This is a genomic window from Streptomyces sp. BB1-1-1 (assembly GCF_031597775.1).
Taxonomy (GTDB): Bacteria; Actinomycetota; Actinomycetes; order Streptomycetales; family Streptomycetaceae; genus Streptomyces; species Streptomyces thinghirensis.
In genome coordinates this window covers 779,582-798,408 of sequence record NZ_CP134203.1, presented here as the reverse complement: position 1 = coordinate 798,408, position 18,827 = coordinate 779,582, and the positions used below count along the sequence as shown (strand labels likewise).

Annotated in this window: 18 protein-coding genes; 6 read left to right on the top strand and 12 right to left on the bottom strand. The window is 72.9% G+C overall.

Annotated features, from left to right (window positions below; translation table 11 throughout):
• Positions 1–7: 7 nt before the first annotated feature.
• Both RI578_RS03605 and RI578_RS03600 read right to left on the bottom strand, forming a co-directional pair.
• Positions 8–1,264 carry an FUSC family protein gene (locus RI578_RS03605; protein WP_310869675.1) on the bottom strand — a complete coding sequence of 419 codons (1,257 nt, stop codon included), beginning with the start codon at positions 1,262–1,264 and terminating at the stop codon, positions 8–10.
• Between the two features lie 114 nt (positions 1,265–1,378).
• Positions 1,379–1,873 carry an FBP domain-containing protein gene (locus RI578_RS03600; RefSeq protein WP_310869674.1) on the bottom strand — a complete coding sequence of 165 codons (495 nt, stop codon included), beginning with the start codon at positions 1,871–1,873 and terminating at the stop codon, positions 1,379–1,381.
• A 206-nt stretch (positions 1,874–2,079) separates the two neighbouring features.
• Between RI578_RS03600 and RI578_RS03595 the strand changes: the two genes are divergently transcribed.
• On the top strand, positions 2,080–3,366 hold the full coding sequence (locus RI578_RS03595) for an ROK family protein (RefSeq protein WP_310869673.1): 1,287 nt from the start codon (positions 2,080–2,082) through the stop codon (positions 3,364–3,366).
• 75 nt (positions 3,367–3,441) lie between these two features.
• A complete protein-coding gene (locus tag RI578_RS03590; RefSeq protein WP_310869672.1) occupies positions 3,442–3,780 on the top strand; it encodes a hypothetical protein in 339 nt (112 codons plus the stop codon).
• Between the two features lie 95 nt (positions 3,781–3,875).
• Here RI578_RS03590 and RI578_RS03585 read toward each other — a convergent pair whose 3' ends face one another.
• From RI578_RS03585 to RI578_RS03570, 4 genes are all read right to left on the bottom strand, one after another.
• Positions 3,876–4,907, bottom strand: a complete 1,032-nt coding sequence (locus RI578_RS03585; RefSeq protein WP_310869671.1) for an SDR family oxidoreductase — start codon at positions 4,905–4,907, stop codon at positions 3,876–3,878.
• Between the two features lie 296 nt (positions 4,908–5,203).
• The gene (locus RI578_RS03580) at positions 5,204–6,394 is read right to left on the bottom strand and encodes an aromatic acid exporter family protein (RefSeq protein WP_399059386.1); all 1,191 of its coding nucleotides are present in this window, start codon (positions 6,392–6,394) and stop codon (positions 5,204–5,206) included.
• A gap of 61 nt (positions 6,395–6,455) precedes the next feature.
• Positions 6,456–7,112, bottom strand: coding sequence for an HAD family hydrolase (locus RI578_RS03575; protein WP_310869670.1), 657 nt, complete (start codon positions 7,110–7,112; stop codon positions 6,456–6,458).
• A 54-nt stretch (positions 7,113–7,166) separates the two neighbouring features.
• The gene (locus tag RI578_RS03570; protein ID WP_310869669.1) at positions 7,167–8,198 is read right to left on the bottom strand and encodes a PHP domain-containing protein; all 1,032 of its coding nucleotides are present in this window, start codon (positions 8,196–8,198) and stop codon (positions 7,167–7,169) included.
• Between the two features lie 179 nt (positions 8,199–8,377).
• Here RI578_RS03570 and RI578_RS03565 point away from each other — a divergent pair, with 179 nt between their 5' ends.
• Together RI578_RS03565 and RI578_RS03560 are read left to right on the top strand one after the other, a co-directional pair.
• On the top strand, positions 8,378–9,187 hold the full coding sequence (locus RI578_RS03565) for an SDR family oxidoreductase (RefSeq protein WP_310869668.1): 810 nt from the start codon (positions 8,378–8,380) through the stop codon (positions 9,185–9,187).
• A 93-nt stretch (positions 9,188–9,280) separates the two neighbouring features.
• Complete coding sequence (locus tag RI578_RS03560) at positions 9,281–9,517, top strand: hypothetical protein (RefSeq protein WP_310869667.1); 237 nt, start codon at positions 9,281–9,283, stop codon at positions 9,515–9,517.
• A 15-nt stretch (positions 9,518–9,532) separates the two neighbouring features.
• On the opposite strand, the gene RI578_RS03555 is transcribed toward RI578_RS03560, so the two are convergent.
• From RI578_RS03555 to otr(A), 4 genes are all read right to left on the bottom strand, one after another.
• Entirely contained in the window at positions 9,533–10,780 is a 1,248-nt protein-coding gene (locus RI578_RS03555; RefSeq protein ID WP_310869666.1) for a ricin-type beta-trefoil lectin domain protein, read from the bottom strand.
• A 131-nt stretch (positions 10,781–10,911) separates the two neighbouring features.
• The gene (locus RI578_RS03550; protein ID WP_310869665.1) at positions 10,912–11,454 is read right to left on the bottom strand and encodes a VanZ family protein; all 543 of its coding nucleotides are present in this window, start codon (positions 11,452–11,454) and stop codon (positions 10,912–10,914) included.
• Between the two features lie 111 nt (positions 11,455–11,565).
• Positions 11,566–12,228 (bottom strand): DUF4230 domain-containing protein, encoded by a 663-nt coding sequence (locus RI578_RS03545; RefSeq protein WP_310869664.1) that lies wholly within the window; start codon positions 12,226–12,228, stop codon positions 11,566–11,568.
• A 72-nt stretch (positions 12,229–12,300) separates the two neighbouring features.
• Positions 12,301–14,196: a tetracycline resistance ribosomal protection protein Otr(A) gene (gene otr(A) / locus RI578_RS03540; RefSeq protein ID WP_310869663.1), complete on the bottom strand. Its 1,896-nt coding sequence runs from the start codon at positions 14,194–14,196 to the stop codon at positions 12,301–12,303.
• 198 nt (positions 14,197–14,394) lie between these two features.
• On the opposite strand from otr(A), the gene RI578_RS03535 reads away from it, so the two are divergent.
• Complete coding sequence (locus RI578_RS03535; protein WP_310869662.1) at positions 14,395–15,348, top strand: ribose-phosphate pyrophosphokinase; 954 nt, start codon at positions 14,395–14,397, stop codon at positions 15,346–15,348.
• Here the strand turns inward: RI578_RS03535 and RI578_RS03530 are convergent.
• On the bottom strand, positions 15,314–15,700 hold the full coding sequence (locus RI578_RS03530) for an anti-sigma factor antagonist (RefSeq protein ID WP_310869661.1): 387 nt from the start codon (positions 15,698–15,700) through the stop codon (positions 15,314–15,316). The genes RI578_RS03535 and RI578_RS03530 overlap by 35 nt on opposite strands.
• Before the next feature lie 138 nt (positions 15,701–15,838).
• On the bottom strand, positions 15,839–16,789 hold the full coding sequence (locus RI578_RS03525) for an NADP-dependent oxidoreductase (protein ID WP_310869660.1): 951 nt from the start codon (positions 16,787–16,789) through the stop codon (positions 15,839–15,841).
• Between the two features lie 258 nt (positions 16,790–17,047).
• Here RI578_RS03525 and RI578_RS03520 point away from each other — a divergent pair, with 258 nt between their 5' ends.
• Positions 17,048–18,823 (top strand): ATP-binding protein, encoded by a 1,776-nt coding sequence (locus RI578_RS03520; RefSeq protein ID WP_310869659.1) that lies wholly within the window; start codon positions 17,048–17,050, stop codon positions 18,821–18,823.
• The last annotated feature ends 4 nt before the right edge of the window (positions 18,824–18,827 follow it).

Sequence of the window (18,827 nt, the reverse complement as noted above, 5' to 3'; positions counted from 1 at the left end):
TTCCTCCTCAAGGAGAACGTCGCGCGGCGGCGCCGCGGTTCCGCTTCCGGAGCCGGGCCCGCACCCCGTCCCGCAGCCGGGACAGTCGCGGCATGCGTTCGCGCAGCTCGCGCGTGTGGTGGTCCAGCTCCTCCAGGAGCCGGCGAGAGCGGTGCTCGGTGTCCATCTCGTCGATGATGCGGTTGACCTCGGTCAGTACCGCGCCCTGCAACTGCCAGTGCAGGGGACTGCGCTGCACCTCCGTCAGGAGCAGCTGGGCCAGCTTGTCCCGGGTGACCGCGGCCTGCCGCAGCTCGGCGGTCAGGCGCTCCTCCGCGGACTCGGCGTCCTCGCTCGCGCTGGTGGTCACCAGCACCGCGAAGCTGACCACGGCGTCGGCGATCTCGGACAGCAACTGCTGGATGGTGGCGCCCGTCTCCGGCGGGAACAGGGGATCCGGTTCCCGTTCCTTCGCGAGGTCGGTGAAGGTGCGCGCCAGGACCCGCATCACCACCGTGCAGATCTCCAGGGTGTCCAGACCGGTCCGCAGGACCACCCGGTGGAGCAGTCCCTCGCGTACCCGGGGGTTGAGCCGCAGGCTGTCCTCGGCCTGACGGAGGTCCTCGTCCACCTCGCCGATGTCGTGGTCGAGCCGGCGGGCCTCGTGCAGCCGGGCCGCCGCCTCGTGGAAGGGCGTGCTGTCGGCGGCCTCCTCACCCATGCGCAGCATCAGCTGCCGCACCCGCCGGGCCAGTCCCTCGATGGACTCGCCGGCCTGCTCCACCCACACCGGAGGGGCGAGGATCAGGTTGAACGACAGCCCGACGATCGCCCCGATCAGTGTCTCCACCACCCGCGCCCACGCCAGGCTTCCGTGCGAGGTCACGCCGAGCACCAGCATCGCGCTGATCGCCACCTCGGCCACGAACTCGTGCGCCCGCACCAGGTGCCCCACGCCCAGTGCCGCCACGATCAGCAGGGCCAGGCTCCACCAGCTCAGTCCGACGAGTTGGCTGAAGGCGATGGCGACCAGGACACCGGCCACCACGGCGTTCACACGGCGGAAGCTCATCTTGAGCGTGGCGTACAGGGTGACCTGGACGACCAGCAGCGCGGTCAGGGGCGCGGTGAGCGGTGCCGCCGACTTGTCGGGGGTCAGCCGCACCGCGATGACATAGGCGATCGAGGCCGCGGCGGCCGATCGGAGCGCCTGCACGACCATGGGGTCCCTGAGCCACTTCACCCGCCGCAGAGCCGCCGCCGCACTCTTACGTACATCCCGCATCCTCGGGCTGTTCCCTTCCCCAGGCGCCTCGAACGTATCCGGACAGGACGGTAACCGGACAAAGGGGGCGGGGGCGGTTCTCACGCGCCGTACGCAGGCGGGCATCCGTGAACGTCAGGCGGACACCTTGGCGAGGAAGGCCGACAGGTTGCCCAGGGTCCGGGCGACCTGCTCCTCCAGGGTGAGACTCTCCTCGAAGCGGGTGCCGCTCTCCGGCGCCTTCCTGCCCCGCACATACAGGGAACAGGCGAGGTCGGTGCACATGTACAGGCCGACCGAATTGCCCTCGCGGCCGGCCGGGCCCGCCTTGCGCGCGGTCATCAGCGACACCCCGCCCCGGGGGTGGGTGGTCAGGCACAGCGCGCACATGCTCCGCTGGAAGAAGCCGCGCCGAGCCTGCTGGAACCGCAGGGCGACGCCGGTGAGGCGCTCACCGTGGTCGGTGACCAGATAACTGCGGTCGGGAGCCCCGGGGTCCCGCCAGCCCAGGAAGTCGAGATCGTCCCAGGGGTGCTCGCCGAGGTCGCGAGGGACGGCCAGGCGCTTGGCCTCGCCCTTCGAGCAGTTGATGAAGGAGTCGCGGATGTCCTGCTCGGTGAGTGCTCTCATGGGGGAACTCCGATCGCGTATCGACGGGCCGGCTTGGCAAAACCTAGGGGCTCTAGGTTTCCGCCTAGCGTAGATAGCCGTCGAGAGGCGACGCCAGTGAATTTCGCGAGCGCGAGTTCATAGCATGAATTAAGGATAGAGGGAAGTCGCGTGCCGTAGTCCTGGAGAGGTATGTTGCAGACCGGGCAAGGTACGGGAGGAGCCACATGACGGGGCGGAACGGGCGCACGGTGCGCGACCTCAGAAGGGCCAACCGTACGGCCGTGCTGCAACGGCTCTACTTCGACGGACCGCTCAGCCGCTTCGAACTGGGCCCGGCGACCGGGCTCAGCTCCGGCTCGGTCAGCAACGTCGTCGCCGACCTGCTCGCCGACGGCCTGGTGGAGGAGGCCGGCAGCGTCGACTCCGACGGCGGCAGGCCCCGCACCCTGCTGCGCGTGGCCCCCGGCAGCGGCCACATGATCGGCGTGGACGTCGGCGAGACCCGGGTCCGCGTCGAGCTGTTCGACCTGACACTCACCGAACTGGCCCGCGCCGAACGCCCGCTGACCCAGCAGCGGTACGACGTCGAGGTGATCGTCGGCCACATCCGCGACGGGATCGCCGAGGTGCTGGACGCGGCCGGCCTCGCACCCGAACGGCTGCTCGGCGCCGGAATCGGCGTCCCCGGCATCGTCGAGCAGACCCCGGACCGGGGAGCCGTCGTGCACGGCCAGACCATCGGCTGGGACGCGGTCCCGCTGGAGGCCCTGCTCCGCGCCGGTTCCCCGCTGCCCGACACCGTCCCCTACCTCATCGACAACGGTGCCAAGACCCTCGGCCAGGCCGAGATGTGGTTCGGCGCCGGACGCGGCGCCCGCAACGCGGTCGTGGTGCTCTTCGGCTCCGGCGTCGGCGCCAGCCTCGTCACCCCCGAGGCCGAGCACGGCCGGGCGGTCGAATGGGGGCACTTGACGGTCCGGGTCAGGGGCCGCCGCTGCCGCTGCGGCGCGCTCGGCTGCCTGGAGGCGTACGCGGGCGCCGAGTCCCTGCTGGCCCGCTGGCGTGAGGAGGGCGGCCGGGTGCCCGAGGGCACCGACGAGGAGAGCGCCCTGACCACGATGCTCGCCGCCGCCTACCCGGCCGACTGCGAGGCGGCCGACCCGGTCGCGCTCGCCGTCCTGGAGGAGACCGCCGAGTACCTGGGTGCCGGTCTGTCCGACCTGATCAACCTCTTCCAGCCCGAGCGCATCCTCATCGGCGGCTGGGCCGGGCTCCAGCTCGGCACCCGCTTCCTGCCCGCCGTACGCCGCCACGCGGTGTCGTACGCGCTGCGCCATCCCGCCGAGAAGGTGACGGTCGACCTGGGGCGGCTCGGCCCGGACGCGGTCACCGTCGGGGCCGCGATCCTGCCGCTGGCCGACTTCTTCTCGCGCGGCGGCCGGCGCCCCGAGCCGGCTCCCGAGTACCCGGAGCCCGCCTGGCGCACGGCGCTCGAGGAGCGGGCGCACTGAGGTTTCGCCGGTCGTCGCGGAGGTACCCGATGCCGCTCGGACGACCCGCAGGACCGCAGTGAGAAGGAGTGCGCCGTGACCGACCACCGCCTCGAAGGACCGGGCGAGAACGGTGCCGCCCCCGTGCCGCGGGACATGCCCGACCAGCAGGCCGGCACCGGCGACGACCCGTGGGAGGCCGCCGCGCCCACGCGCGAGCAGCGCGAGCAGGGCCAGCGTTCCGAGGGCGACGAGGGCGACGAGGAGGCCCGGACCGGCGACACCGACGACGCCCGCGGCGACACGGCGGAACCGGCTGCCGGGTCCGCCACCGATGTTCCGGACACGGACGAGGCGGGGACCGGCCGGCAGGGCGAACCGCAGTCGGGTGCCGTACACCCCGAACACCCGGCACCCGACGAGTCCTCCGGCTGACCGGGAAATACGTCCCACCGGAGGCGACGCGAAACGAGGGCGCGAAACGAGGGCGGGGCGGGCCTGGGCCCGCCCCGCCCTCGCGCTCGGCCGGCTCAGCCGACCTTGCGCCCCCGCATCGGCTCCGTGGGCGCCCCCGCACCCTGCTGGAAGCCCAGGAGGAACTCCTCCAGCACCTCGGTTGCCGTGTGCTCCGGGCGCCAGCCCAGCTCCGCCCGCGCCCGCGTGCAGTCCATGAGGGGCAGCCGCAGCACCGCGTCGAAGAGGTGCGGAGAGGCGGGCAGCAGATGCAGCCCCCACGCGGCGGCGATCGCCGAGCGGGCCGCGGTGCGGGGCAGCCGCACCGGACGCGCACCGAACATCTCGCCGAGCAGCTCGGCGTCGACCGTGGGCTCGGCCGCGAGGTTGAAGGGGCCCCTGGCATCCTCGGAACGCACCGCCAGCCGGTACGCGTTGGCCGCGTCGTCCGTGTGCAACGCCTGCACCCGCAGGCCGGGAATGTCCGGCAGGAAGGGCAGGAGTTCCGGACGCGCCAGCGGCCCCGGCAGGAACTTGCCGCCGAAGATGCGGCGCTGCTCGCTCGCCGACTCCCGCTTGAAGAGGAAGGCCGGTCGCATACGTACCGTCCGGATCCCCGGGTGGTCGCGCTCGAAGGTGTCCAGGGCGCGCTCCAGGTAGGCCTTCTCCCGGCAGTAAGCGGCGTCCGGCCAGCCGTGCGTCGGCCAGGACTCGTCGACCGCGTGGTCCTTCGGCCCCGGCGAGTAGGCGCCGACCGACGAGGCGTGCACCAGTGCCGGCACCCCGGCCGCGGCCACCGCCTCGAAGACCCGGATGGAGCCGAGCACGTTCGTGCGCCAGGTCGTCGCCGGGTCGTGCGTCGGCTGGAACGCCCAGGCCAGATGCACCACCGCGTCGGCGCCGGCGAAGTGTCCGGTCAGGTCGGCCCGCTCCGAGGCCAGGTCGACCGCGGCCCACTCCGTCTTCGGCGGCGACCAGTCGGGAATCCGCCGGGCCAGCCCCAGCACGGACGCCACCTCCGGATCCTCCGACAGGAACCGCACCACGCTGGTGCCCACGTTGCCGGTGGCACCCGTGACCACGATCCTGCTGCCCGTTGCGCTGCTCACCTTGCGCTCCTCTCGGCCGCTTGCCCGTAGGGAGGTCACCGGGTACCCGCCTGGTCGCCGAGGCACGCAAGAAGAAGCCCCGATCGCGACGGGGGAATCACGATCGGGGCGGTACGAGGTGGATACGGACGGCGGTCGCCTCTCGGCGAAAGGCTCCACAGGGCTTCAGCCGAACGATCGTCCCTGTGGGCAATAGGTGGGGCCCGGGGACACTGTCCCGTCCGTACCCACGCCCTCTTCAACGGGGGAGGAGCCGCCGGTGTTCCACCGTCTGTCGCGTTTTGGGGTGATGTGCGTCACCGCTCCTGGGGCTCGGGCACGATCTCGGCCCAGAGGTTCTCGGCCTGCAGCAGCAGCGTGCCCAGGACCGCGGTCCGAGCGGCCTCCTGACCGGCGCGCTCCCGCAACCCCTCCTGCAGCCGCCGGTGCAGTTCCTCCATCGTCGCCTCCGTCGCCTCCTCCGGCCGGGCCTCGACGCTCTCGCCCAGCAGACGGCCGGCCTCGGCGTGGCAGGAGTCGCCGATCAGCTTCAGCAGCCGCGCGTACAGGTCCAGCACCGGACCCTCGGGCGGGGTGGGCGTGCGCCGCTCGTCGGCCGCCACCGCCAGCGTCCGGGTCAGCGCCGTGATGTTTCCGGTGACGCGGCTCCACCGCTGGTCCTCGTCCTCGGGCGGGACGGCGGTGGGCGCGCGGTGCAGCTTGCGCAGCGGGCCGTAGGTCAGACGCAGGCTCTCCGTGCTCCAGGACCGGGCCGAGTGCAGCGCGTCCAGCCGCCGCTGCAGCCGCGCGGCGTCGCTCGACCAGCCGGCCGCCGTCTGCGCGTCCCACTCGGTCTTCCGTAGGTCGTCGGCGACGGAGTGCAGGACCTCGCCCGCCTCCCGGGCCAGCGCGGCGAGGTTTTCGCGCACGTCCCGCAGGTGGATCGGCGGCAGCACGAAGGCGTTGACCGCGACGCCGATGACCGCGCCGAGCGCCGCCTGCCCCACCCGGTGCCCGACCGCGGGAGCGGAGATCGCCGTGCCGGAGGCCAGGACGAAGACCGCGGTGGTGGCCGTGTAGATGCCCTGGCCGCCGAAACGGGACCAGTTCGCGATCAGCATCAGCACCGGCAGGGACAGCACCAGCGCCCCCGTGTTGTCCTCCGTGAGGGCCTGCGCCCCCGACGCGACCAGCGCGCCGACGCAGATCGCCGCGAACTGCTGCCCGGCCTGCCGCACGGAGCTGTAGACGGTGGCCTGGACGAGGACGAGGGCGACCCAGGGCGCCATCAGCGCCATCGGATCGTCCAGCCAGACGCCCGCCACGGCCCAGGCGATCAGCGCCGCGCCCGCGGCCTTCAGCGACTGCACCACCAGGTCGCGTTCCCGTCCGGGGCCCTGCCAGGCGGCCCGGACGGACCGTCCCACGGCACACGTGCCCCGCCACATCGCGGTCAGGGGCCGCCGTCCCCGGAGCGTCTCCCGGAGGGCACTCGTCACAGCGGTCATGCGGTGCCGGGTATCCGCGTGACCGGCCGGCACGTCCCGAAGTGAGCCACGACACGGCGGCTCATGCGAACGGGCTCCGCTCCAGGGAGGCCAGCAGGTCGGCCGGGTCGGCGTAGACCGCGTCCGCGCCCGCCTCCGCCAGGTCGGCGCGGGGCAGGCCGCCGCACAGCACCGCCACGCAGCGCACCCCGGCCCGGCTGCCCGCGCGCATGTCCCAGACGGTGTCGCCGACGAAGACCGCCCGCTCGGCCGGCACCCCGGCCAGTTCCAGGGCGTGCTCCACCGGCTCGGGCGACGGCTTGCCCGCGTCGACGTCGTCGGCGCTCGCGGTGGCGGCGATCGCGTCGTCCGCGTCGATCGCCCGCCGCAGCGCGCCCAGCTCCGGGCCGCCCGCCGAGGTGGCGAGGACGACCTTCCAGCCGTCGCCGGCCAGGCGGCGCAGCAGCTCACCGGCGTCCGGCAGCGCCGGCAGGCGGTCGAAGTACTGCCCGTACAGCGCCTTGTGGGCGGCGCTCAGCCGGGCGTCCTGGTCCGCGTCCCGGTCCTCGCCCAGCAGGTGTCCGATGAGGTCGGTGGAGGCGAGGCCCACCGCGCGGTGGATGGCGTGCATCGGCACTCGGTGGCCCGCCTGCCGAAACGCCTCCCACCAGGTCGCCACATGCAGGTGATTGGTGTCGACGAGGGTTCCGTCGACGTCGAACACGGCCGCCCGTTCCATGCACTGTTCCCTTCGTGATCCGTCCTGGTCGTGTGTGGCCCGGCGGGTACCACGTCAGCGGTCCGCCACTCCGGGCGGTGTTCGGCCCTCCCGCGTCCAGGCCAGCAGTTCGTCCAGGGACCAGGTGGTGACGACGCGCTCCGCGGGCACCCCGCACTCCTCCGCCCGCGCGCACCCGTGGATCTGCCAGTCCAGCTGGCCGGGCGCGTGCGCGTCGGTGTCGACGGAGAACAGCACTCCCGCCTCGACCGCCCGGCGCAGCAGCCGACGTGGCGGATCGAGCCGCTCCGGCCGGCTGTTGATCTCCACGGCCGTGCCGGACCCCGCGCAGGCGGCGAACACCTCGTCCGCGTCGAACTCCGACTCCGGCCGCCCCCGCCCGGTCAGCAGCCGCCCGGTGCAGTGGCCCAGGATGTCCGCGTGCGGATCACGTACGGCGGTGACCATGCGGCGGGTCATCGCGCGGGAGTCCATCCGCAGCTTGGAGTGCACGGACACCACGACGACGTCGAGCCGCTCCAGCAGCTCCGGTTCCTGGTCCAGCGAACCGTCGTCGAGAATGTCGCACTCGATGCCGGTCAGCAGCCGGAACGGCGCCCAGGTCTCGTTGAGCCCGGCCACCACGTCCAGCTGCTCGCGCAGCCGCTCGGGGGACAGGCCGCGCGCCACCGTCAGCCGTGGCGAGTGGTCGGTCAGCGCGGCCCAGTCGTGCCCGAGTGCCGCGGCGGCCCGGCCCATCTCCTCGATCGGGCTGCCGCCGTCGGACCAGTCGGAGTGCAGATGGCAGTCGCCGCGCAGCCGCTCCCGCAGCCGCTCACCGCCCTGGGCGAGCGGGGCCCGGGCCTCGTCCTCCAGCTTCTCCAGGTAGCCGGGCACCTGCCCGGACAGTGCCTCGCGTGCGACCTGGGCCGTCTTGGGGCCGACGCCCTTCAGCGACTCCAGCGACCCGGCCCGCTCGCGCAGCTCGCCGGCGGGCAGCTCACCGAGGACCCGGGCCGCGGTGCGGAAGGCGCGGACACGGTACGTCGGCGCCTGGGACCGCTCCAGAAGGAACGCGATCCGCTCCAGCGCCTCGACGGGCTCCATCGCCACCTCCTCCTGCGGCCTGCTCCGGCACGTCCAGGGTTCCCCAGCGCCCCCGTGCCCGCACCACGGGCCGACCGGTTTGTGCCGACCGCTCCCGGGTACTGCGACGCCCCGCGCACCGCTCCGTGCCGCGGGGCCGAGGATCCGCAGTGCCGAGGAGCGCCGAAGAGGAGGCCGTCATGCCCAGTCCCAGCCCGTCCGACGCCGAGGTGGCCGTCATCACCGGCTCCGACTCCGGCATCGGCCGCGCCACCGCCGTACGCCTGGCCGAGGCGGGGATGGACGTCGGCATCACCTGGCACACCGACGAGGAGGGTGCCGAACGGACCGCCGAGGAGGTCCGCGCCCTGGGGCGCCGGGCCGAGACCGCCCGCGTGGACCTGACCCGGCTGCCCGAGGCCGCGGACACGGTCGACGCACTGTGCGAGCGGCTCGGCCGGATCGACGTCCTGGTCAACAACGCCGGTACGGGCACCGCCACTCCCTTCCTGGAGCTGGGGCTGGACGACCTGCGGCACGTCCTGGACGTCGACCTGGCCGGACCGTTCCTGTGCGGGCAGAAGGCGGCCCGGCGCATGATCCGGCAGGGGCGGGGCGGCCGGATCGTCAACGTGACCTCCGTCCACGAGCACCAGCCGCGGGTGGGCGCCGCCCCGTACTGCGCGGCCAAGGGCGGCCTCGGTCTGCTCACCCAGGTCATGGCGATCGAGCTCGCCGAGCACGGCATCACCGTCAACGCGGTGGCGCCCGGCGAGATCGCCACGCCCATGACGGGCCAGGAGGACACCGACCCGCACACGGAGCGCCGTCCCGGCGTGCCGCTCGGCCGGCCCGGCGACGCCCGCGAGGTCGCCGCCGTGATCGCCTTCCTCGCCGGGCCGGACGCCTCGTACGTCACCGGTGCGTCGTGGAGCGTGGACGGCGGCATGCTCCGGATGGGCCCGATGGCCGGCTCCCATCTGACGGGCGACGACTGGCGGCGCCCTTGACGAGGGGAGCCCGCCGCGGGACGAACCCGCGGCGGCCCCGCCGCGGGCTCCTCCGCCCGGCCGCTACCGCGGGTTCCGGCCTACCCTCGAGGCATGACCGAAATCCAGAGCCCGCACATCGGCAGCCCGCGGATCCTCGTGCTCCAGGTGCAGCCGGGAACGCCGCCGTTCCGGATCGTGGAGATCGACGGCCAGGTGGTCGGTGAGGCCAAGGCGGTCACCGATGTACTGGTGGCCGCCGCGGCCTTCGGCATCACGGTCCACGACCTGGACGACCCGGACGTGGTCCGCTGGGTGGGCGGGGACAAGTTCACCTGGACGCCTCGTTAGGGCCCGTCGGGCGCCTCAGCCGACCGTCCACTTCTGGTTGGCGCCGCCCGTGCAGGTCCAGATCTGCAGGCGGGTGCCGTTGGCCGAGCTGTTGCCGGTGGCGTCGAGGCACTTGTCGGCCTGCGGATTGACGATGTCACGCGCCGCGGTGACGACCCACCGCTGGGCGGCGCTGCCGTTGCAGTCCCACAGCTGGACGACCGTGCCGTCCGCGGTGCCGCCGGCGTTGACGTCCAGGCACTTGCCGAGCGCCCGGATCGTGCCGTCGGAGCCCACCGTCCACCGCTGGGCCGCGGTGCCGTTGCAGTCGTAGAGCTGTACGGGGGTGCCGTTGGCCGAGTTCGCCGCGGCGACGTCCACGCACTTGCCGCCGAGGCCGCTGATCGCGCCGCCGGTCGACGAGTCGCTCGTCGTCACCGAGACGTGGTCCACCACCAGCGACTGCGGGAAGACGGTGGAGCCGTCCGGGTCGCCGGGCCAGTAGCCGCCGACCGCCAGGTTGAGGATCAGGAAGTACGGCCTGTTGAACACCCACTGCTTCCCGCCCAGGTCGGCCGGGGTGCGCCGCTGGTAGACGTTGCCGTCCACCGACCAGGTGATCGAGTCGGGCGCCCAGTCGACGGCGAAGGTGTGGAAGCCGTCCGCGAAGGCCTGGCCGCCCGGCAGGGTGTATCCGGCGCCGATGCCGCCCGCGCCTGAGTAGCCGGGACCGTGGATGGTGCCGTGGACGGTGGAGGGCTCGAAGCCGACGTTCTCCATGATGTCGATCTCGCCGGAGTCCGGCCAGTTGACCGGGGTGCCGAGCATCCAGAACGCGGGCCACATGCCCTGCCCGCGCGGCACCTTCATCCGCGCCTCCACGTGCCCGTACTGCGCGGTGAACTTGCCCGAAGTGTTGAGCCGGGCGGAGGTGTACTGGCAGGTGCCGTACCAGCACTGGTAGTTGGCCGGGTTCTCCTTGCGGGCCGTGATGACCAGGTTGCCCTGGCCGTCCAGGGCGGCGTTCTTGTTGCCGGAGGTGTAGTACTGCCGTTCGTGGTTGTTGACGTTGTCGCCGGTCTCGATCTGCCACTTCGAGGAGTCGACCGCCGCACCGGCCGGTCCGTCGAAGGTGTCGGAGAACGTCATGGCGGCGGCCGAGGCGTCGGCCGCCCTGGCGGTTCCGGATTCAGCCTGGGCGGGACCGGTCACCAGGGAAGCGGCCAGCCCGGCGGACAGGGCGGCGGCGAGGAGACATCTGCGGAGCAGGCGTGGACGGACCACGGCTCTCCCTTCCGTACGGCGTCCCGGGGACGGGGGCGCCGACCGAGGTGGGGGGTAGGGGTGTCGCCTCTTGATTCAAGTAGTGAATTAAGAGGTGGTCAATACCTTGGTACGGACCACCTGTCGTTCTCTCAGGTACGGCGCCGGCGCGCGTGCACCGCACGGCTCATCCGCCGGCCGAGGAGCAGGTAACCGATCAGCGCCCCGGAGGTGTTGAGGATGACGTCGTCGATGTCGAAGGCCCGCCCCGTGACCAGGGCACCCTGCGCGAACTCCACCAGCAGCATCACGACGGCCGTCAGCAGCAGCACCCGCAGCAGCCCGCGCGTGCGTGGGGCGACGACCGGGACCAGTACGCCGAACGGGACGCCCAGCAGGATGTTGCCGCCGATCTGCTTGACGGCGTCCCGCAGCGCGGGCTGGTCCAGATAGGCCTTCAGCGAGCGGCCGGGATGCATGTTGGTGTGCGTCAGCGCCTCCGACGCGGGGGAGGGGTGCAGGGTCAGCCGCGCCAGCACCACCGCGAACGCCACCATGAAGGCGAACGCGCAGACCATCGCCAGAACGCGCAACGGAAGGGCGAGCGGGCGCCGTTCGCGCCGGTCGGCGTCCTCGTCCTTGGTGGCGCGGGGGCGCAGTAGGGAACGCGGCCCTGATGAGGCGGCACGAGCCATTCGGTCCTCCAGTCGTCAACTTCCCCGCGTGGTGAGGCGGTTACCCGCCGAACCGTCGAGGATGCCGGGCGGAAACCGGAACCGGCCGGTCCCGCCCCCGTGACGGGCCGCTCAGGGCCCGTAGACCACCCGCACCTCCTCGAAGCCGAGGGAGTGCAGCAGGCCCCGGAGCATCGCCGTGGTGTTGCTCTCGGCGCGCGCCTTCAGCTCACTGTCCTTCGCCGCGTCGCCGATGTGCCGGGCCGCGAGTTTCTGCACGGCCTGCTCGCCGTTCGGGTTGTCCGAGAACAGGTCGCCGAGGCGGTCGAGGAGCCCCCGCTGCTTGGACACGGCGTAGGAGTGCTCGGGGTCGAGGGCCGGCTCGCCGAGCGCCGCGTGCGGCAGCCGGAGAGTGGCCGACGTGCGGTCGCCGTTGACCTTCACGTCGTCCTCGTCCACCTTGCCGAGGTCGACGAAGGCGTCGACGGTGCCCGCCCCGACGTACAGGGTGCGGGTGCCGCGGATCGCGTCGGGCAGGAGCTTGGCGTCCTTCTCCAGGTCCACGACGACCTGGAAGTTGCCGGAGGCGGCCTCGTAACGGCTGATGTCCTGGACGGACTTCAGCAGCGCGGGGCCCGAGCGGTCCTGGGTCTCGGTGCCGAAGAGATCCTTCAGCCCCGGTACGACGCTCAGCCGGAGCCCCGCGAACAGCACGACGAGCACCAGCACGACCGCACACAGCACCTTCGCCCAGCCGGGCATGCGCCGGGGGAGCTTCCTGATGGGAGTCGTCATGGCGACGGCCCTCCTTCCTACTGTCCTGATGCCCTCCATCTCCCTTGCCAGGCGGAGCAGTTGGCGGTCGGTTCAGTGCGACGGCTTGAGCGGACGGTCCTCGGAGGGCCGGGACGACCACACCGCCTCCCCGCGCGTGAGACCCGGCAGCCGCAGCTCGGCCTCCCGTACCCGCCGGGCCGGCAGTTCGCCGGTGATCAGCCAGGCGGGGTCGCCGCCCGTCGTACCGGTGAAGTCCGCGCCCAGCGAGGCGAGCTGGGCCGTCACCGGCGCCAGCGCGTCCGGCGGAACCTCCGCCTCGAAAGCGTGGTACGGCTCGTACAGCAGCGTCCCCGCCTGCCGTAGGGCCCGGCGCAGCACGATCGGCGTCAACCCGCGGAAGTCCGCCGCGGTGCTGACCGGCGAGCTGAAACCCGAGCGGGTCAGCGTGACCCGGTAGTCCGTCACCGCGGCGCCGGTCAGGCCGGTCAGCAGCGTGGCGTGGACCGTCTCCTCGACGGCCTGGTGGAAGGCGCGGGGGAGCGCGCCTAGCTCCGTCTCGTACCCGAACGCCGCTCCCGAGCCGCGCGGCCCCGGCTCGACGCGCAGCCCGATCGTCGCCCAGTACCGGGTGCGGTCGAGCCACGGCATCTCTTCCGCGGCCTCGCCGGTGCCCGCCGGGCGCTCCAGGAACCGGACCCGGCCCGGCGTGAACTCCGCCTCGATGCCGAAGTCCTCGGCCAGCGTCGCCGCGAGCACCTCCATCTGCACCTCGCCGTACAGGAGCAGGGTGGTGGCGCCGGAGTCCGCCGGGCGGGCGTGCAGCAGCGGGTCCTGGTCGGCCAGCGCCAGCAGGGTGGAGCGCAGCGGCGCCGCCTGCTCGGGGCGCCGGGCCCGGACCACGGTCTGCAGGGTCGGCGGCGCGAACTGCGGGGCGCGGTCGGTCAGCCCGCCGAGCCGGTCGCCGACACGCAGGCCGCCGGAGACGGTGAGCGCGGCGATGTTCCCGGCGGTGAGTGTTCCGGCCCCGCCGACCACGTCCAGACGCGTCACCCGGCCGGGGACCTCGGTGGTCCGCCCGTCGGACTCGCGCCGCAGGAACGTCAGCCGCCGGCGTGGGCGCACCTCACCGTCGTACAGGCGCAGATACGCCGTCCGCTCGCCGCCGGGTCCCGGGCGCACGGCGAAGACCGTGCCGCTCGGTGTCGCGGGGCCGGTCGTGGCGGGTGCGGCGGCCGGGACCAGCCCGACCAGGCCCTCGACCAGCTCCGCGACGCCCTGGCCGCCGAGCGCGGAGCCGTGGTACAGCGGGTGGAACGAGCCGTCGGCGGTGCGGGCGGCGAGTGCGGCGGCGAGGTCCCGGGCGGTCGGCTCGGGGCCGTCCACCAGCGCCGCCAGGACGTCCGGGTCGACCTCGGCGAGCGCCTCGGCGGTCCGCTCGTCCGGCGTGCGGCGCGTGACCCGGGCGCCCGCGGTGCCGGCGTCCGTCACCTGGGTCAGCGGCGCGACGTGCGGCGTCAGCAGGCGCCGGACGTCGGTGAGCAGGTCGTCGGTGCGCGCGCCGGCCCGGTCGATCTTGTTGACGAAGACGAGCGTGGGCAGCCGCAGCCGCCGCAGGGTACGCATCAGCACGCGGGTCCGCGCCTGTACGCCCTCCACGGCGGACAGCAGCAGCACCGCGCCGTCCAGCACCTCCAGGGCACGCTCGACCTCGGCGACGAAGTCGGAGTGTCCCGGGGTGTCGATCAGGTTGACCTGGGTGTCGCCGACGGTGAACGCGGCGACCGCGGAGCGGATGGTGATGCCGCGGCGCCGCTCGATGCCGCCGTCGTCCGTACGGGTGTCGCCGGCGTCGACGCTCCCCAGCCGGTCGATGGCGCCGTGGTCGAACAGGAGCCGTTCGGTGAGGCTGGTCTTACCGGCGTCGACGTGGGCCAGGATGCCGATGTTCAGGGTGTGCGGTGTGTCCAGGGTGTTCTGGATGTGCATGCGGGGTCGAGTCCTCGATGACCGTGGGCCGGAAGGGGCACTGGGTGATGTCGAGGAGTCGGCGCATGCGGGGGATCCTGACCTGGTGAGGGGCGAACACGGACGGCGTCATCATGGCGCCACCCCCCGGGCCCGCCGCAACCGGATATCCGTAAGCTGAGGTCCCCCGGCCGGCCAGGATCATGCTAGGAGCGGTCCGTGCGAGACATCGCCGTGTTCAGCGGTAGTGCCCATCCCGAGCTGGCCGAGGAGGTCTGCGCACACCTGGGCGTCCCCCTGAGCCCCACCCGGGTCAGCCGGTTCGCCAACGACTGTCTGGAGGTGCAGCTCCAGGCCAACTGCCGCGAGCGGGACGTCTTCCTGGTCCAGCCGCTGGTCAAGCCGGTCCAGGAACATCTCGTCGAACTGCTGCTGATGTGCGACGCGGCCCGCGGGGCGTCGGCCGGCCGCATCACCGTCGTCATGCCCCACTACTCCTACGCCCGCTCCGACAAGAAGGACGCGCCCCGCATCTCGCTGGGCGGGCGTCTGGCGGCGGACCTGCTGGTGGCGGCGGGCGCGAGCCGGGTCCTCGCCATGACCCTGCACTCGCCCCAGGTGCACGGGTTCTTCTCGGTCCCGGTCGACCACCTGCACGCGCTGCGCGAACTGGCCGCGCACTTCCGTCAGTACGACCTGTCCCGCACCACGGTCGTCTCACCTGACCTGGGCAACGCCAAGGAGGCCGCGGCGTTCGCCCGGATGCTCGGCGCCCAGGTCGCGGCCGGCGCCAAGCAGCGGTACGCCGACGACCGGGTCAGTATCAGCGCCGTGATCGGGGACGTCGCCGGGCGGGACGTCATCGTGCTCGACGACGAGATCGCCAAGGGCAGCACCGTGCTGGAGCTTCTCGACCGGCTGCGGGAGGCGGGGCCGCGCACGATCCGGATCGCCTGCACGCACGGGCTGTTCGCGGCCGGTGCGCTGGGGCGGCTCAGCGAGCAGCCGGACGTGCTGGAGATCGTGTGCACCAACACCGTGCCGGTGCCGGCCGACGACCACACGGAGAAGCTGCGGATCCTCTCCATCGCCCCCGCGCTCGCCGAGGCCGTGCGCCGCATCCACAACGGCGAGTCGGTCAGCGCCCTGTTCGACGCTCCGCCGTCCGGCTGACGCCGAGCACCTCCTCCAGGGTCGGCCGCGGCGGCATCAGTCGCGCCAGGCCGGTGATCCGCAGCATGCGCAGGGTCAGCGGGTGGGCGCACACCAGGTGCACCTGCCCGCCACGGTCGAGCACCTGGCTGCGGGCCCGGTACAGCAGCCGCAGTCCGGAGCAGTCGAAGAACTCGATCCCGCTGAGGTCGAGCACGACCAGGGCGTCGGGGCGCTCCGTCTCGCGGTCCAGACGCGGGGCGATCTCCTCCGCCGACGCGATGTCGATCTCGCCCCGGAACTCCAGCACCGTGTGCCCCCGGTCGCGGCGCACGTGCAGATGCCGGGTGGGCGACGGGGATTGCTGCCGCACGACGACCTTGCCTCCAGCCTGTTCCGGGGGCTCGACTACCTACGTTCTACTGCCTGCTCCGCTCGAAAAGTTACCCCGATCGAGCGAGTTTGAGCATGTTCGATTGACATATGTCATCGAAATCTCACACCCGGTCGCTCAGTCGACCACGAGGACCAGCTTCCCCGTGGTGCGGCCGGTCTCGCCGAGCGCGTGTGCCTCCGCCGCCTCCGCCAGCGGGAACGTCCGCGCGATCGTGGCCCGCAGCTTCCCCGACTCGACCAGGGCGGCGATCTGCCGCATGTCGGCCCGGTCGGCGTCCACGAGCATCCGCACCGCACGCACGCCCAGCCGCTCGGCCTCCTCGTAGAACTCGTCCGACCCGACCGGCAGGATCGAGACCACCACCCCGCCCGGGCGCAGTACGCGCAGCGACCGCAGGGACGTGTCGCCGCCGATCGTGTCCAGGACGACGTCGACGTCCTTCACGGCCTCGGCGAAGTCGGTCTCCCGGTAGTCCACCGTCTCGTCCGCCCCGAGGGAGCGCAGGAACTCGTGCTTGCCCGCGCTGGCGGTGCCGATCACGTGGGCGCCGAGCGCCTTGGCGATCTGCACCGCCACATGACCGACGCCGCCGGCCGCCGCGTGGATCAGCACCCGTTGTCCCGGCTGGACGTCCGCCCGCTCCACCAGCGCCTGCCACGCCGTCAGTGAGACCAGGGGAAGCGCGCCCGCCTGGACGTGGTCGATCCCGGCCGGCTTGTGCGTGAAGGCGCGCGCGGGCGCGGTGACGTACTCCGCGTGGGAGCCGTGGCCGAACGGGTAGGACAGCATGCCGAAGACCTCGTCGCCGGGCCGGAAGGCGGCGACGCCGATCCCCGCCGCCTCCACGACGCCCGAGACGTCCCAGCCCAGTACGAAGGGCGGTTCGCCGAGGAAGCCGCCGTTCGCCCGGTGCTTCCAGTCGGTCGGGTTCACTCCGGCGGCACGCACCCGTACCAGCACCTCGTTCGGGCGCGGCTCGGGCCGCTCGGGCCGTACTTCCTTCAAGACCTCGGGACCGCCGAGGACGTCCTGGCTGATGGCTCGCATGGTGTTCACGTCGCTCATGGTCACCCAGCTTGCCTCGCTCCGCCACGTCGGGGAAACAGTGCGTTCATCCGCTGGCGGAGCGTGACGGAATCCTCACTTCCGCGGGGCCGTGGAATTGATCTTTTGTGCTTCCCAACCGATAAGCTCCCTGACGGCGCTGCGAGTTGACGCGATCGCGACGGGTCGACTCACGGTGCGTACTCATGAGTGCGGTCCCCTTGCACACCTCCCCTTGCACACCCCCCATGTTCGATCGTTCTGGTTCGAAGGATGCAGATGGAACTCGCCACTCCGCCACCGGCGGCGCGGGCCCCTGGCGCCTGGTACAGCTGGTGGCTGATGCCGCTCGGCCTGGGAGGCGGCACGGTGGCCGCCACGTTCATGAGCTCGGAGCGAATAACCGCGGCCGTCGCCGGTGTGGTGGCGACGGCGGCCGGCACCGTGTGCGTACGCCTCCTCCTGCGTACCCGGGCACAGCTGCGCCGGGCCGAGGACGCCCATCGCACCGCGCAGGCCGAGCACTCCCAGCAGTGGCAGCGGCACGTGGCCGGTCTGGAGCGCAAGTTCTCCGCCGAGCGCGCCGGGCTGGACGCACAGCTCACCGAGCAGGCACAGACGTACGAGGTGCGGCTGACGGAGCACGACCGGGCCTACAAGGACCGGCTGACCGAGCAGGCCACGACGTACGAGACCCGCCTCGCCGAGCAGGACGAGGCCCGGCGGGAGCAGCTGAGTCACCAGCTGGCCGCGGTCTCCCGGCTCGCCGACGAGCAGCTGCCCGACGCGATGCGCAGGCTGCGCGCCGGTGACGCCATCGACGACATCCTGCCGACCGTCGAGCAGTGCGCCAAGGTCGGTGCCGACCTCCAGGCCGAACTGCGCAAGGTGCTCAGGACCGCGCTGATCGGCGTCGAGGCGGAGTTCGACCGCTCGACCTCCGCCGAACAGGCGGTCATCGGCGTGGGCAACCGCATCCACGTCCTGACCAGCAAACTCCGCGGTCGGCTCCACGAGATGCAGGGCGAACACGGACGGCTGCCGGCCGTCGCCCGGGGCCTGATGGAACTCGACCAGGCCATCGGCCCCGCCGACTGCCTCGCCGCCAGTATCGGGGTGCTCGGCGGGTCCGACCGCCCGGGCCGGCAGTGGCAGGAGCCGCAGCGCCTGCTGAGCGTGATGCGTGGCGGCATCGGCCGGATCAAGGACTTCCACCGCGTCCAGCTGCGTCATCTGCCCGAGCTCGGCGTCGACGGCGGTCTGGTGGACCACCTCACGCTGGTCTTCGCCCACCTGCTGGACAACGCCGCGCGCTACTCGCCGCCCACCGAGCCGGTGGTCGTCTCGGGCAAGGAGGTCCCCAACGGCGTCGGCATCGAGATCCAGGACTCCGGCAAGGGCCTGAGCGAGGAGAAGAAGCGCGAGGCCGAACACGCCCTCGCCGGCACCTCGCCCGGCCCGGGCCTCGGCGGCATCTCGGAGGACGCCAACATCGGCCTCCGCGTCGTCGGCGCCCTGGCGCGCCGCTACGGCATCCGCGTCACCTTCGCCGACTCGCCGTGGCTGGGTACGTCTGTCGTAGTCGTTGTACCGCACAAGTACTTCGGTCCGCTGCCGGCGGCCGCCACCGCCCCCGCCGTCCCACAGGCCCCGCAGGCGGCCAAGGCGGCACCCGCCCCCGCGGCCCCGGCACCGGCGCCCGCCACCGTCCCGGCCCCCACCGGCGGCGGCACCGGCTCCGAGGAGACCACGCCGGGCGGCCTGCCCCGGCGCCGGAGCAGGCGAGGCGATCCGGCAGCCGGGCAGGCCCCGGCCCCCGGCCCGGCCGCGCACGCCGACCGGACCGATCCGGCCGAACGGGGTGCCCTCCCCGCCGCCCCCGCCGTCCCACCCGTCCCGCCGGACGCCTCCTTCGCCGGCCTGGCCGCGTTCGCCACCGCCGGACGCGACCCCGGCGCGGTGACCGGCGTCTCCCCGCCACCGGAGACCGCCGACGTCCGTGACCCGACCACCGGTGGCGCGTCCACCGAGCAACGCACTGAAGAGAGCGACTAGTCCC

Bases quoted from the DNA above. Each gene is read 5' to 3' on its own strand.
- RI578_RS03545 (WP_310869664.1), bottom strand. From the start codon at position 12,228: ATGACGACTCCCATCAGGAAGCTCCCCCGGCGCATGCCCGGCTGGGCG.
- RI578_RS03575 (WP_310869670.1), bottom strand. From the start codon at position 7,112: ATGGAACGGGCGGCCGTGTTCGACGTCGACGGAACCCTCGTCGACACC.
- RI578_RS03525 (WP_310869660.1), bottom strand. From the start codon at position 16,789: ATGAGCGACGTGAACACCATGCGAGCCATCAGCCAGGACGTCCTCGGC.
- RI578_RS03600 (WP_310869674.1), bottom strand. From the start codon at position 1,873: ATGAGAGCACTCACCGAGCAGGACATCCGCGACTCCTTCATCAACTGC.
- RI578_RS03595 (WP_310869673.1), top strand. From the start codon at position 2,080: ATGACGGGGCGGAACGGGCGCACGGTGCGCGACCTCAGAAGGGCCAAC.
- RI578_RS03570 (WP_310869669.1), bottom strand. From the start codon at position 8,198: ATGGAGCCCGTCGAGGCGCTGGAGCGGATCGCGTTCCTTCTGGAGCGG.
- RI578_RS03605 (WP_310869675.1), bottom strand. From the start codon at position 1,264: ATGCGGGATGTACGTAAGAGTGCGGCGGCGGCTCTGCGGCGGGTGAAG.
- RI578_RS03565 (WP_310869668.1), top strand. From the start codon at position 8,378: ATGCCCAGTCCCAGCCCGTCCGACGCCGAGGTGGCCGTCATCACCGGC.
- RI578_RS03560 (WP_310869667.1), top strand. From the start codon at position 9,281: ATGACCGAAATCCAGAGCCCGCACATCGGCAGCCCGCGGATCCTCGTG.
- RI578_RS03520 (WP_310869659.1), top strand. From the start codon at position 17,048: ATGGAACTCGCCACTCCGCCACCGGCGGCGCGGGCCCCTGGCGCCTGG.
- RI578_RS03550 (WP_310869665.1), bottom strand. From the start codon at position 11,454: ATGGCTCGTGCCGCCTCATCAGGGCCGCGTTCCCTACTGCGCCCCCGC.
- RI578_RS03580 (WP_399059386.1), bottom strand. From the start codon at position 6,394: ATGACCGCTGTGACGAGTGCCCTCCGGGAGACGCTCCGGGGACGGCGG.